Source organism: Mycolicibacterium celeriflavum (assembly GCF_010731795.1).
GTDB lineage: Bacteria > Actinomycetota > Actinomycetes > Mycobacteriales > Mycobacteriaceae > Mycobacterium > Mycobacterium celeriflavum.
This window is the reverse complement of sequence record NZ_AP022591.1, coordinates 1,112,834-1,126,263: the sequence shown is the minus strand read 5'-3', so window position 1 is coordinate 1,126,263 and position 13,430 is coordinate 1,112,834. Positions and strand designations below refer to the sequence as shown.

General features: G+C 67.6%; 11 protein-coding genes. 8 read left to right on the top strand and 3 right to left on the bottom strand.

Going from position 1 to position 13,430, the window contains the following annotated elements:
* Positions 1 to 164 precede the first annotated feature (164 nt).
* Positions 165 to 3,323, top strand: a complete 3,159-nt coding sequence (ileS, locus tag G6N18_RS05355) for an isoleucine--tRNA ligase (RefSeq protein WP_083001616.1) — start codon at positions 165 to 167, stop codon at positions 3,321 to 3,323.
* Here ileS and G6N18_RS05350 read toward each other — a convergent pair.
* On the bottom strand, positions 3,320 to 3,559 hold the full coding sequence (locus G6N18_RS05350) for an RNA-binding S4 domain-containing protein (protein WP_067223570.1): 240 nt from the start codon (positions 3,557 to 3,559) through the stop codon (positions 3,320 to 3,322). The genes ileS and G6N18_RS05350 overlap by 4 nt on opposite strands.
* A gap of 33 nt (positions 3,560 to 3,592) precedes the next feature.
* Between G6N18_RS05350 and G6N18_RS05345 the strand changes: the two genes are divergently transcribed.
* A complete protein-coding gene (locus G6N18_RS05345) occupies positions 3,593 to 4,960 on the top strand; it encodes a DNA polymerase IV (RefSeq protein ID WP_083001617.1) in 1,368 nt (455 codons plus the stop codon).
* Here the strand turns inward: G6N18_RS05345 and G6N18_RS05340 are convergent.
* Together G6N18_RS05340 and G6N18_RS05335 are read right to left on the bottom strand one after the other, a co-directional pair.
* A complete protein-coding gene (locus G6N18_RS05340; protein ID WP_109749431.1) occupies positions 4,942 to 5,424 on the bottom strand; it encodes a hypothetical protein in 483 nt (160 codons plus the stop codon). The genes G6N18_RS05345 and G6N18_RS05340 overlap by 19 nt on opposite strands.
* Before the next feature lie 21 nt (positions 5,425 to 5,445).
* A complete protein-coding gene (locus G6N18_RS05335; RefSeq protein WP_083001622.1) occupies positions 5,446 to 6,375 on the bottom strand; it encodes an asparaginase in 930 nt (309 codons plus the stop codon).
* Positions 6,376 to 6,417: 42 nt separating this feature from the next.
* On the opposite strand from G6N18_RS05335, the gene lspA reads away from it, so the two are divergent.
* The 6 genes from lspA (at position 6,418) to dnaE (ending at position 13,428) form a co-directional block, all read left to right on the top strand.
* Positions 6,418 to 6,972 (top strand): signal peptidase II, encoded by a 555-nt coding sequence (gene lspA, locus G6N18_RS05330; protein WP_083001624.1) that lies wholly within the window; start codon positions 6,418 to 6,420, stop codon positions 6,970 to 6,972.
* Positions 6,973 to 7,902 carry an RluA family pseudouridine synthase gene (locus tag G6N18_RS05325; RefSeq protein WP_067223558.1) on the top strand — a complete coding sequence of 310 codons (930 nt, stop codon included), beginning with the start codon at positions 6,973 to 6,975 and terminating at the stop codon, positions 7,900 to 7,902. It begins immediately after the preceding gene.
* On the top strand, positions 7,899 to 8,801 hold the full coding sequence (rarD, locus tag G6N18_RS05320; RefSeq protein WP_083001626.1) for an EamA family transporter RarD: 903 nt from the start codon (positions 7,899 to 7,901) through the stop codon (positions 8,799 to 8,801). The genes G6N18_RS05325 and rarD overlap by 4 nt, the downstream gene beginning before the upstream one ends.
* Before the next feature lie 68 nt (positions 8,802 to 8,869).
* Positions 8,870 to 9,553, top strand: coding sequence for a TetR/AcrR family transcriptional regulator (locus G6N18_RS05315; RefSeq protein ID WP_163689809.1), 684 nt, complete (start codon positions 8,870 to 8,872; stop codon positions 9,551 to 9,553).
* Between the two features lie 47 nt (positions 9,554 to 9,600).
* On the top strand, positions 9,601 to 9,807 hold the full coding sequence (locus G6N18_RS05310; protein WP_067223548.1) for a hypothetical protein: 207 nt from the start codon (positions 9,601 to 9,603) through the stop codon (positions 9,805 to 9,807).
* Positions 9,808 to 9,882: 75 nt separating this feature from the next.
* The gene (gene dnaE, locus G6N18_RS05305) at positions 9,883 to 13,428 is read left to right on the top strand and encodes a DNA polymerase III subunit alpha (protein WP_083001628.1); all 3,546 of its coding nucleotides are present in this window, start codon (positions 9,883 to 9,885) and stop codon (positions 13,426 to 13,428) included.
* Positions 13,429 to 13,430: the final 2 nt, after the last annotated feature.

Below are 13,430 nucleotides of genomic sequence, written 5' to 3'. Positions count from 1 at the left end.
GGTGGGCCCGTCATCGCCCGCAGTAGAGCGGCGCACGTCGTCCCCGTGATGGCGTGCGCAAGCGGGGTGGTACCGCGGCGCCCGCGCAGCAGCGCGACGTCGTCCCCGTGCCTGAGAATTGGCTTCCGAGGCGGAGGCCTCAATTTGGCACAGGGAGACCATCAGTGACCGCTTACCCGAGGCCGGCGGCCGGCGCGCCCAACTTCCCCGCGCTCGAAGTCGAGGTCTTGCAGTACTGGGACGCCGACGACACCTTCCATGCCAGCATCGCGCGTCGCGACGATGCCCCGGAGTACGTCTTCTACGACGGTCCGCCGTTCGCCAACGGGCTGCCTCACTACGGGCACCTACTCACCGGCTATGTCAAGGACATCGTGCCGCGGTACCGCACCATGCGTGGTTACAAGGTGGAGCGCCGGTTCGGCTGGGACACCCACGGCCTGCCCGCCGAACTCGAGGTCCAGCGCCAACTCGGCATCACCGACAAGGCGCAGATCGAGGAGATGGGCATCGAGAAGTTCAACAACGCCTGCCGCGCCTCGGTGCTCAGATACACCAACGAATGGCGCGCCTACGTGACCCGGCAGGCGCGCTGGGTGGACTTCGACAACGACTACAAGACGCTCGAGCCCGACTTCATGGAATCGGTGATCTGGGCTTTCAAGCAGTTGTGGGACAAGGGCCTGGCATATGAGGGCAACCGCGTGCTGCCGTATTGCTGGAACGACGAGACCCCGCTGTCCAGCCATGAGCTGCGGATGGACGACGACGTCTACCAGAGCAGGCAGGACCCCGCGATCACCGTGGGCTTCAAGATCGACGGCGGCCCCCTGGCGGGTGCGTACCTGCTGATCTGGACGACGACCCCGTGGACGCTGCCGTCCAACCAGGCGGTCGCGGTCAATCCCGACGTCACCTACGTGCAGGTCCAGGCACCTGACGGGCGGCGCTATGTGCTCGCCGAGGCCCGGATGCCCGCCTACGCGCGCGAACTCGGCGAGGAGCCGGAGGTGCTCGGCACCTACTCCGGACGGGAATTGCTCGATACGCGGTACCTTCCGCCGTTCCCGTATTTCTCCGACGCCCTGAACTCTTTTCGCGTGCTGCCCGCCGACTTCGTCAGCACCGAGGACGGCACCGGCATCGTGCACATGTCGCCCGCCTACGGCGAGGACGACATGCTCACCGCCCGGGCCGCGGGCATCGAAGCCGTCACGCCGGTCGACTCGAGGGGTCGATTCGACGCAACCGTGCCGGATTACGCCGGCCAGCAGGTGTTCGACGCCAACCCGCAGATCATCCGGGACCTGAAGAACGGCGCCGGTCCCGCGGCCGCAAACGGCGCGGTGCTGCTGCGCCACGAAACCTACGAACACTCCTATCCGCACTGCTGGCGGTGCCGCAATCCGCTGATCTACCGCGCGGTGTCGTCGTGGTTCATCAAGGTCACCGAATTTCGCGACCGCATGGTCGAGTTGAACCAACAGATCACCTGGTATCCGGAACACGTCAAGGACGGACAGTTCGGCAAGTGGCTGGCCGGCGCCCGCGACTGGTCGATCTCACGAAATCGCTACTGGGGCACGCCGATTCCGGTGTGGAAGTCCGATGACCCGGCATATCCGAGAGTCGATGTATACGGCAGCCTCGACGAGCTGGAGCGCGACTTCGGGGTGCGGCCCACCGATCTGCACCGGCCCTACATCGACGAACTCACCCGGCCCAACCCCGACGACCCGACCGGGAAGTCGACGATGCGCCGCATCGAGGACATCTTCGACGTCTGGTTCGATTCGGGCTCGATGCCGTACGCGCAGGTGCACTACCCGTTCGAGAACCAGAAGTGGTTCGACTCGCACTTCCCGGGCGATTTCATCGTCGAGTACATCGGCCAGACCCGCGGCTGGTTCTACACGCTGCACATCTTGGCCACCGCGCTGTTCGACAAGCCGGCCTTCAAAACCTGTGTGGCGCACGGGATCGTGCTCGGCAACGACGGGCAGAAGATGAGCAAGTCGCTGCGCAACTATCCCGACGTGACGGAGGTGTTCGACCGCGACGGCTCCGACGCGATGCGGTGGTTCCTGATGGCCTCGCCGATCCTGCGCGGCGGCAACCTGATCGTCACCGAACAGGGCATCCGCGATGGTGTCCGCCAGGTGCTGCTGCCGCTGTGGAACGCCTACACGTTCCTGGCGCTGTACGCGCCGAAGAAGGGCACCTGGCGCACGGACTCGAAGCATGTGCTGGATCGCTACATCTTGGCCAAGCTGGCCGTGCTGCGCGACGACCTGACCGCGTCACTCGACGTGTGTGACATCTCCGGAGCGTGCGACCAGCTTCGGCAGTTCACCGAGGCGTTGACGAATTGGTATGTGCGACGGTCGCGTTCGCGGTTCTGGGAGGAGGATCCCGACGCGATCGACACGTTGCACACCGTGCTGGAGGTGACCGGCAGGCTGGCCGCTCCGCTGTTGCCGTTGATCACTGAGGTGATCTGGCGCGGCGTGACGGGGGAGCGGTCGGTGCATCTGACCGACTGGCCCGAGGCCGGCCTGCTGCCGAAGGACGCCCGACTGGTGGCCGACATGGACCTGGTGCGCGAGGTCGCGTCGACGGGCTCGTCGCTGCGCAAGGCCAAGAAGCTGCGGGTGCGGCTGCCGCTGCCGAAACTCACTGTGGCAGTGGACAGCCCGCTGCGGCTCGACCCGTACCGTGACCTGATCGCCGACGAGCTCAACGTCAGGGCGGTCGAGCTGACCGACGACATCGCCGCCTTCGGACGCTTCGAGTTGACCGTCAACGCCAAGGTGGCGGGCCCGCGCCTCGGCAAGGACGTGCAGGCCGCGATCAAGGCCGTCAAGTCGGGCGAGGCTGTCGTCAACACCGACGGCACACTGACCGCGGGCCCCGCCGTGCTGCAACCCGAGGAGTACAGCTCGCGGCTGGTGGCCGCCGATCCCGAATGGACGGCGGCGTTGCCCGACGGGGCCGGCCTCGTGGTGCTCGACGGCACTGTGACCGAGGAGTTGGAGGCTGAGGGGTGGGCGCGCGACCTGATCCGGGAGTTCCAAGAAGCCCGGCGGCGCTTCGGCCTCGACATCGGAGATCGCATCGAGCTCGAGCTCGCTGTGCCCGACTATCCTGCGGGTTGGCGCGACGAGTTGGCAGACCTCATCTCCAATGAGCTCCTCGCGGTCCACTTCAGGATCGACCGCGACTCGAACCTGCGCTTGGGAACCCGGGACGGAGAGTGGATGACCGGCTCGGTCGGCCGCGGGTATCCGTTCCGTCTGCGGCGGGTCGACCACCGCACCACCTAGCCGCCAAATAGTGTCACCCGCGCCGCACGACCGGCCAACACCACGACATCGGCGGGATGAAGCTGCCTGCCTCGTCGGTGTTCGACCTCGCCGTTGACGGTGACCAGCCCGTCGGCGATCACCGACTTGGCGTCGGCACCGGAATCGATGAGGCCGGCCAACTTGAGGAACTGACCGAGCCGGATCGAGGTATCCCGGATCGGGACGTCGAGAGGTCCGGCGCTCGGGTCTGCCATGCAGGTCAGGCTAGCGTCCTAGCATCGGCAGCTGTGAACACTCGTTGGGTGCTGCACCTCGACATGGACGCGTTCTTCGCGTCGGTCGAGCAGCTCACCCGTCCGACGCTGCGCGGTCGCCCGGTCCTGGTCGGCGGGCTCGGCGGCCGCGGCGTGGTCGCGGGCGCCAGCTACGAGTCCCGGGTGTACGGCGCCAGGTCGGCGATGCCCATGCACCAGGCCCGCAGGCTGGTCGGAGCCGCGGCCGTGGTGCTTCCGCCGCGCGGGGTCGTATACGGCGTCGCCAGCCGACGCGTGTTCGAAACGGTCCGCGAGACGGTGCCGGTGCTCGAGCAGCTTTCCTACGACGAGGCCTTCGGCGAGCCCCCCGAACTCGCGGGCGCCTCGGCGACCGCCGTCGAGGACTTCTGCCGAATCCTGCGGTCCCGCGTGCTGGAGCAGACCGGGCTCGTCGCGTCCGTCGGGGCGGGCTCGGGGAAACAGCTCGCCAAGATCGCCTCAGGGCTGGCGAAGCCCGACGGCATGCGGGTCGTGGGCCGCGATGAGGAACGCACCCTGCTCGACGGCCTGCCGGTGCGGCGGCTGTGGGGCATCGGGCCGGTCGCTGGGGAGAAGCTGCACCGGCTCGGCATCGAGACCATCGGCGCCTTCGCCGCGCTGAGCGAGGCCGAGGCCGCCGACATCCTCGGCGGCAGCGTCGGACCGGCACTGCACCGGCTGGCCCGGGGCATCGACGACCGGCCGGTCGCCGAGAACGCGCCCGCCAAACAGATCAGTGCGGAGTCGACGTTCCCCGAGGACCTGACCACCCTCGACCAGCTGCGTGAAGCGATGGGACCGATCGGCGAGCACGCCCACCGGCGACTGGAGAAGGACGGCCGCGGCGCCCGCACCGTCACCGTGAAGATGAGGAAGTCCGATATGAACATCCTCACCCGGTCGGCGACCCTGCCGTATGCCACCGCCGACGCGGCCACCCTGATCGCCACCGCGCGACGGCTGCTGCTCGACCCCGTCGAAGTGGGGCCGATTCGCCTTCTGGGCGTTGGCTTTTCGGGACTCTCCGACGTCCGCCAGGAGTCGTTGTTCCCGGATCTGGAGCTGATGGCCTCCGACGACGTCACGCACACCGGGCTGCCTCCGACCGTCACGGACCTGACCGCGACGGCTCCCGCCTGGCGCATCGGCGACGACGTCACCCATCCGGACTTCGGGCACGGCTGGATCCAGGGGGCCGGGCACGGGGTGATGACGGTCCGGTTCGAGACCCGCAGCAGCGGCCCGGGTCAGGCGCGTACGTTTCCCGACGACACGCCCGGCATCGACCGCGCAAATCCCGTCGACTCCCTCGACTGGCCGGATTACGTCGCCGAGTTGGCGCGCTACCAGAGCACCCCGTAGACGCTGGAGATCGTGAATCCGTGACCGCCGTACGTCTTGCAGGTCACCGTGCCCTGATGTCCGACACCGCAACTCGCCCCCCAATTCTCCAGCCGGTAGCCGGCAGGCAGCACGTCGACGCCCTCGCGCGTGAAAGTCGGCGCGGCGGAATGCCGGTACTCGGCGGGGCCGCCGCTGGTCAGAAACGTCTGATTGGTTCCGGCCGGGGCGTCCAGGGGCACCCCGTCGCAACCGATCGGACCGCCGTTGGGCCCGATGCCACAGAACAGACCGTCGGGGGTGCGGAAGAACACGTGGTAGTTGGGCGGTGGGCTGGGCCGGTAGTAGCCGTCGGCGATCGGGTAGGCGTCGATGGCATCCGGGCCGGGCGGCGGTTCGGCTCGGGCCACCGTCCCCGTCGCGAGGATCAGTGACAACGCCCCGATCGTCGTGGCGCCTCGGCGGATCATGTTCCCAAACTGCATACGTCCACGCTGTCACGCGCGTCAACCCCAGCGGGCCATGACCTCGCCCACGGGTGAGCCGCTCGCCAAGGCCGCCATCAGCAGCACGCGGGCCTGGGCGGGCCGTAACCGCGGCACCGGCACTGCGCCCGCGGCCACCAACTCGTGGCCCGGCCCGTAGGCGGGGCTGACCCGCCCTCCTGGCACCCGGGTGCACACCGCAACCGCGATCCCGGCGCGGCAGAGTCGCCGCACCCCCTCGATCACCGCCATCCCCGCATTGCCCGCGCCCAGCGCCTCCAACACGATCCCGCGCGCGCCCGCGCCCGCGCAGGCGTCCATCGCGGCGGCGTCGGCGCCCGGATACGCGGCGACGATGTCCACCCGTGGCGCTTCGGACGCCGACAGCGAGCCGAAGTATGGCCGGACCTTCGCCGCATGCGCGACGAACCCGGCGTCCGACACGGCGCCGATCGCCGTCCCCGCGAACCCGCGCAGATCGGCCGTCGCGACCTTCTGCAGGCCTAGCGGCTGCCAGACCACCCCCGCGAAGCTGACCACCACCCCGAGGTCGCGTGCCGCCGGACTTGCCGCGACCGTCACCGCCTCACGCAGTGTGGCGGGGCCGTCGGCGTCAGGCGCGTCGGCGCTGCGCAGGGCTCCGGTGAGCACCACCGGGACGGTGCCGCTGTAGGTCAGTTCCAGCCAGAGTGCGGTCTCCTCCATGGAGTCGGTACCGTGCGTGACGACGACCCCGTAGACGTCTGTCGCGGCGATCTCGGAGATCGCTGCGCCGATGCGGTCCCAGTCGGCGGGGATCAGTTGCGAGCTGTCGATCGCCATCGCGTCCACAACGTCGACCTCCAGTCCAGACGTCAGGTCGGCGCCGCTAAGGGTCGGACGTTTGACGCCGTCAGAGCCCGCATTCGTGGCGATCGTGCCGCCGGTGGTGACGACGACGATGCGACCCATGGCGGGAATTCTCCCGCATTCCCGCTTTGGGATGATGGGGAGGTGACTGACGACCCGGGAGTGGCCGAACCGACGACCGATGAGACCGTGCCGCCGAGGCGCCGGCTCCGGCTGCTGCTCGGTATCGCTGGGGCGGTGCTGGTCACCGACATCGTCACCAAGGTCCTCGCGGTCAAGCTGCTCACCCCCGGCCAGCCGGTGTCGATCATCGGCGACACGGTGACCTGGACCCTGGTGCGCAACTCGGGTGCGGCGTTCTCGATGGCCACCGGCTACACCTGGGTGCTCACGCTGATCGCCACCGGCGTGGTCATCGGAATCTTCTGGATGGGCCGTCGCCTGGTGTCACCGTGGTGGGCGGTCGGGCTGGGCATGATCCTCGGCGGCGCGCTCGGCAACCTGGTCGACCGGTTCTTCCGATCACCGGGTCCGCTGCAGGGCCACGTCGTCGACTTCCTGTCGATCGGCTGGTGGCCGGTGTTCAACGTCGCCGATCCTTGTGTGGTTGGCGGCGCGATCCTGCTGGTCGCGCTGTCGCTGTTCGGCTTCGACTTCGATACCGTCGGGCGGCGCCGGCCGGGCGACGGGGACGAGTAGATGGCCGATAAGTCGCTTCCGGTCCCGGAGGGGCTGGCGGGGATGCGGGTCGACGCGGGCATCGCGCGGTTGCTCGGGCTGTCACGGACCGCGGCCGCCGCGCTGGCCGAAGAGGGCGGCGTCGACATCGACGGCGCCCCCGCAGGCAAGTCCGACAAGCTCACCGCGGGCGCGTGGCTCCAGGTGCGGCTACCGGAAGCGCCTGCGCCCGTGGAGAACACGCCGGTCGAGATCGAGGGCATGGCGATCCTCTACTCCGACGACGACATCGTCGCCGTAGACAAGCCGCCCGGCGTCGCCGCGCACGCCACGGTCGGTTGGCACGGCCCGACAGTGCTGGGCGGCCTGGCCGCGGCAGGCTTCCGGATCAGCACCTCGGGTATTCACGAACGCCAGGGCATCGTGCATCGCCTCGACGTCGGCACGTCGGGTGTCATGGTCGTGGCGCTCTCCGAGCGCGCCTACACGGTGCTCAAGAGGGCGTTCAAGCAGCGCACCGTCGACAAGCGCTATCACGCTTTGGTGCAAGGACATCCGGATCCGTCGAGCGGGACGATCGACGCACCCATCGGGCGTCACCGCGGGCACGACTGGAAATTCGCGGTCACCGAGAACGGCAGGCACAGCACCACCCACTACGACACCCTGGAGGCGCACCGCGCCGCCAGCCTGCTCGACATCGAGCTGGAAACCGGTCGCACACACCAGATCCGGGTGCATTTCGCCGCCCTGCACCATCCCTGCGTCGGTGACCTCACCTACGGCGCCGACCCCACGCTGGCGAAGCGGCTCGGGCTGCAGCGGCAATGGCTGCACGCGCGGTCACTGGCATTCGTGCACCCCGCCGACGGGCGACGCGTGGAGATCACCAGCCCGTATCCGGCCGATCTGCAACACGCCCTCGACGTCCTGCGCAACCACGAACTGTGAGCGGCGCGCGCAGCCCCGGATTGCTGTTCGGCGTCGGCGCCTACGTGTGCTGGGGCACGTTCCCCGCATTCTTCCCGCTGCTGAAGCCCGCGTCCGCCGTCGAGGTGCTGGCGCACCGGATCGTGTGGAACTTCCTGCTGATGGTTGTCGTCGTCGCGGTCGTCCGCAGAATCGGGGACCTCAAGGAGATCACCGGCCGCACCTGGGTGTTGCTCACCGCCGCTTCGGCGCTGATCTCGATCAACTGGGGTATCTACGTCTATGCCGTCAACAACGGGCACGTGGTGGACGCGGCGCTCGGGTACTTCATCAACCCGCTGGTGACCGTCGCGCTTGGGCTCGTCGTCTTCGGGGAGCGGCTGAACCGCGCCCAGTTCTGCGCGTTGGTCACCGCGGTGCTCGGGGTGGTGGTGTTGACGGTGGAGGTCGGCGCGCCGCCCTACATCGGGCTCGGGTTGGCGTTCTCCTTCGGCCTGTACGGCGCGGTGAAGAAGGTGGTGACGACCGATCCGCGGGTCAGCGTCGGCTTGGAAGCCGGGTTGGCCACTCCCTTCGCGGCGGCGTACATCGTCGTGCTGCAGATCACCGGATACGGGACGTTCACCGAACACGGCGGCGGCCACGTCGTGTTGATGATCCTCTCCGGTGTGCTGACGGCGGTGCCGCTGCTGTTGTTCGCCGCCGCCGCGCAGCGACTGCCGTTGGTGACGCTGGGCCTGCTGTTCTATCTGACGCCGGTTATGCAACTGACATGGGGTGTGCTCATCGGCCGTGAGCCGATGCCGCCCGCACGCTGGCTCGGCTTCGCGTTGATCTGGCTTGCGCTGCTGGTGTTCAGTGTCGACGCTATTCGACGGGCCCGTGCGGATCGGCGGCCCGCCGAGCCGTCCTATCCGTGACGCACTCTTTGCGGAGTGAAGGACAATCAGCGGTTGACCGGGTGTTAGCAATGTCCTAGCGTTTGCTCGTGGTTGGCATCACGCAGTCTCCGCTGACCGGGCGCGGTCGAGGACGCCCGGTGGGCTCCGACTCGGCGGTGACACGGAAAGCCATCCTGCGGGCGGCCCGCGCGGTGATCAACGAGCGCGGTTACGAAGCGGCGACGTTTCAGGCGATCGCGCTGAGCGCCGGGATCAGCCGGCCGACCATGCACTATTACTTCACCACCAAGCAAGAGATCTACGACAGCCTCCACCGCGAGGCGTACTCGGTTGTCTCGGCGGCCATCGAAGCCGCGAAGCTCGAGGGAACACTGACGAAACAGCTGACCGCTTTCACAGCCGCTGCACGTGCACTGGACTGCCCGCACGGTTCGATGATGCAGTTCCTCATCACCTCGCGGCTGGAACAGCACCGCCATCCCGGGTTGCGCAGCAGTTGCGCGCCGGTCGCCGATGCGGTGACGGGTTTCTTCACGTGGATGGTCGGCGATGCCATGGGCCGGGGTGAACTCGGTGAGGATGTGGACGGTCCGGCGGTGGCGAACATGCTGTCGGCAACGTTCTGGGGAGTCACGCTGTTCGGCGGCTACCTCGACGGTTCCGGCGGCATTTCCGCAATTGGCAGGCAACTGAACAGCCTGTTCTGTCGAGGTTTGCTCCAGCAGTCGCCGGTTCCGGTCCCCGTGTCGGCGAACCGCCTCGCGGTATAGGGAAACACCGGATTCCTCCTCCGGGGTCCGGGCAATAGCGTTGAGGCATGGTTGGCTTGTGGTTCGCGGTCATGGTTGCGGGCCTCGTCACGGTGGGCGTCCTCACCCAACTCGGCTGGCAGCTGCCGACGTCTACGACGGCCAGGCGAGGCCTCGGACGCGTGCGGTCCCGCATCGAGAACGCCCGTCCGTTCGGTGCGCGCATCCCCCGGCGAAGAGCGGTCGAGGCACCCGACCTGCCGAAGTCCTTGTAGCCGCGCAGCACCGGTGAAGACACGCATCCCGACACGCCGAGGACTGTCGGGACGCGGTCATAGACTGGCCTCCCTATGAGCCCTTCGGATTCGCGGTCGTTCGTGCACCTGCATAACCACACCGAGTACTCGATGCTGGACGGTGCTGCGAAGGTCAAGCCGATGCTCGCCGAGGCTCAGCGCCTGCAGATGCCCGCGATCGGCATGACCGACCACGGAAACATGTTCGGCGCCAGCGAGTTCTACAACTGCGCCACCGAGGTCGGGATCAAGCCGATCATCGGCGTGGAAGCGTATATCGCTCCCGGTTCTCGATTCGATACCAAGCGCGTCCTGTGGGGAGACCCGGGCCAGAAGGGCGACGACGTCTCCGGCAGCGGCGCCTACACCCACATGACGATGGTCGCCGAGAACGCGACCGGGCTGCGCAACCTGTTCAAGCTCTCGTCGCTGGCGTCGTTCGAGGGGCAGCTCGGCAAGTGGTCGCGCATGGACGCCGAGGTGATCGCCGAACACGCCGAAGGCATCATCGCCACCACCGGCTGTCCGTCCGGTGAGGTGCAGACCCGGCTGCGGCTCGGCCACGACCGCGAGGCCCTCGAGGCGGCGGCGAAGTGGCGCGAGATTTTCGGCCCGGACAACTTCTTCCTCGAGTTGATGGACCACGGCCTCGACATCGAACGCCGGGTCCGCGAGGGGCTGCTCGAGATCGGGCGCAAACTCGACATTCCGCCGCTGGCCACCAACGACTGCCACTACGTCACCCGCGACGCCGCCCAGAACCACGAGGCGCTGCTGTGCATCCAGACCGGCAAGACGTTGTCGGATCCGAACCGGTTCAAGTTCGACGGCGACGGATATTTCCTCAAATCGGCGGCCGAGATGCGCGCGCTGTGGGACGGCCAGGTGCCGGGCGCCTGTGATTCCACGCTGTTGATCGCCGAGCGGGTGTCCTCCTACGAGGACGTGTGGACGACGCGCGACCGGATGCCGGTGTTCCCGGTGCCCGAGGGACACACTCAGGAGTCCTGGCTGCGCCACGAGGTCGCCGCGGGGCTGGCCCGCCGGTTCCCGTCCGCGCAGGTGCCGCAGGAGTACACCGACCGCGCCGACTACGAGATCAACGTCATCTGCGACAAGGGATACCCGTCGTACTTCCTGATCGTCGCCGACCTCATCAACTACGCACGCTCGGTGGACATCCGGGTCGGGCCGGGCCGCGGGTCCGCGGCGGGGTCACTGGTGGCCTACGCGCTCGGCATCACCAACATCGACCCGATCCCGTACGGGCTGCTGTTCGAGCGGTTCCTCAACCCGGAGCGGGTGTCGATGCCCGATATCGACATCGACTTCGACGACCGCCGCCGCGGCGAGATGCTGCGTTACGCCGCCAACAAGTGGGGCAGCGACCGGGTGGCTCAGGTCATCACATTCGGCACCATCAAAACGAAAGCGGCGCTGAAGGATTCGGCTCGTGTTCACTACGGTCAGCCGGGCTTTGCCATCGCCGACCGGATCACCAAGGCGCTGCCTCCGCCGATCATGGCCAAGGACATTCCGCTGTCGGGCATCACCGACCCGGATCACGAGCGGTACAAGGAGGCCGCCGAGGTCCGCGGGCTGATCGACACGGACCCCGACGTGCGCACCATCTACGAGACCGCGCGCGGGCTGGAGGGCCTGGTGCGCAACGCGGGTGTGCACGCCTGCGCCGTGATCATGAGCTCCGAGCCGCTGATCGACGCGATTCCGCTGTGGAGGCGCCCGCAGGACGGCGCGGTGATCACCGGGTGGGACTATCCGTCGTGCGAGGCCATCGGCCTGCTGAAGATGGACTTCCTCGGCCTGCGCAACCTGACGATCATCGGTGACGCGCTGGAGAACATCAAGGCGAACCGGGGCATCGAGCTCGATCTCGAGTCGGTTCCGCTCGACGACAAGGCCACCTACGATCTGCTGGGCCGCGGCGACACGCTCGGGGTGTTCCAGCTCGACGGCGGGCCGATGCGCGACCTGCTGCGGCGCATGCAGCCGACCGGGTTCGAGGACGTCGTCGCGGTAATCGCGCTGTACCGCCCCGGCCCGATGGGCATGAACGCCCACAACGACTACGCCGACCGCAAGAACAACCGGCAGGCGATCAAGCCGATCCACCCCGAACTCGAGGAGCCGCTCCGCGAGATCCTCGCCGAGACTTACGGCCTGATCGTCTACCAAGAGCAGATCATGCGGATCGCGCAGAAGGTGGCCGGCTACTCACTGGCCCGAGCGGACATTCTGCGTAAGGCCATGGGCAAGAAGAAGCGTGAAGTCCTGGAGAAGGAGTTCGAGGGTTTCTCCGACGGCATGAAGTCCAACGGTTTCTCGTCCGGTGCCATCAAGGCGCTGTGGGACACGGTGCTGCCGTTCGCCGACTATGCGTTCAACAAATCACACGCCGCGGGGTACGGACTCGTGTCGTACTGGACCGCGTACCTGAAGGCGAACTTCCCCGCCGAATACATGGCCGGGCTGCTCACCTCGGTCGGGGACGACAAGGACAAGGCCGCGGTGTACCTGGCCGACTGCCGCAAACTGGGCATCACGGTGCTTCCACCGGACGTCAACGAGTCGGGGCTGAACTTCGCATCGGTGGGCGAAGACATCCGCTACGGCCTCGGGGCGGTGCGCAATGTCGGCGCCAATGTCGTTGCCTCGCTTATCAACACACGTACCGAGAAGGGGAAGTACATCGACTTCTCCGACTACCTGAACAAGATCGAGATCGGTGCGTGCAACAAGAAGGTCACCGAGTCGCTGATCAAGGCCGGTGCGTTCGACTCGCTGGGGCACCCGCGCAAGGGCCTGTTCCTGATTCACACCGATGCCGTCGATTCCGTCCTCGGTACCAAGAAGGCCGAGGCGATGGGGCAGTTCGATCTGTTCGGCGGCGCCGACACCGCCACCGACGCGGTGTTCACCATCAAGGTGCCCGAGGAGGAATGGGAGGACAAGCACAAACTCGCGCTCGAACGCGAGATGCTCGGCCTCTACGTGTCCGGTCATCCGCTCAACGGCATCGCCCACCTGCTGGCCACCCAGGTCGACACCGCGATCCCGGCCATCCTCGACGGCGACATTCCGAACGACACGCAGGTGCGGGTCGGCGGAATCCTGGCGTCGGTGAACCGGCGGGTCAACAAGAACGGGCTGCCGTGGGCCTCAGCCCAATTGGAGGACCTGACCGGCGGCATCGAGGTGCTGTTCTTCCCACAGACATACTCGACGTTCGGCGGTGAGATCGCCGACGATGCGGTGGTGCTGGTCGGCGCGAAGGTGGCGATCCGCGACGACCGGATCTCACTGATCGCCAACGACCTCGTGGCGCCGGACTTCTCCAGCGCCCAGCTGAACCGTCCGCTGGCGGTCAGCCTGCCGACGCGGCAGTGCACCGTGGACAAGGTCACCGCGCTCAAACAGGTGCTGGCCCGCCACCCCGGCACATCCCAGGTGCACCTGCGGTTGATCAGCGGTGAGCGGATCACCACGCTGGAATTGGATGTGTCGCTACGCGTGACGCCATCGTCGGCGCTGATGGGCGATCTCAAGGCGCTGCTCGGGCCCGGCTGCCTCGGCGGCTGACG

Excerpts from the sequence above, each read along its gene's own strand:
- G6N18_RS05350 (WP_067223570.1), bottom strand. The coding sequence starts at position 3,559 with ATGGCAGACCCGAGCGCCGGACCTCTCGACGTCCCGATCCGGGATACC.
- G6N18_RS05340 (WP_109749431.1), bottom strand. The coding sequence starts at position 5,424 with ATGCAGTTTGGGAACATGATCCGCCGAGGCGCCACGACGATCGGGGCG.
- G6N18_RS05335 (WP_083001622.1), bottom strand. The coding sequence starts at position 6,375 with ATGGGTCGCATCGTCGTCGTCACCACCGGCGGCACGATCGCCACGAAT.
- G6N18_RS05325 (WP_067223558.1), top strand. The coding sequence starts at position 6,973 with ATGGCCGATAAGTCGCTTCCGGTCCCGGAGGGGCTGGCGGGGATGCGG.
- G6N18_RS05310 (WP_067223548.1), top strand. The coding sequence starts at position 9,601 with ATGGTTGGCTTGTGGTTCGCGGTCATGGTTGCGGGCCTCGTCACGGTG.
- dnaE (WP_083001628.1), top strand. The coding sequence starts at position 9,883 with ATGAGCCCTTCGGATTCGCGGTCGTTCGTGCACCTGCATAACCACACC.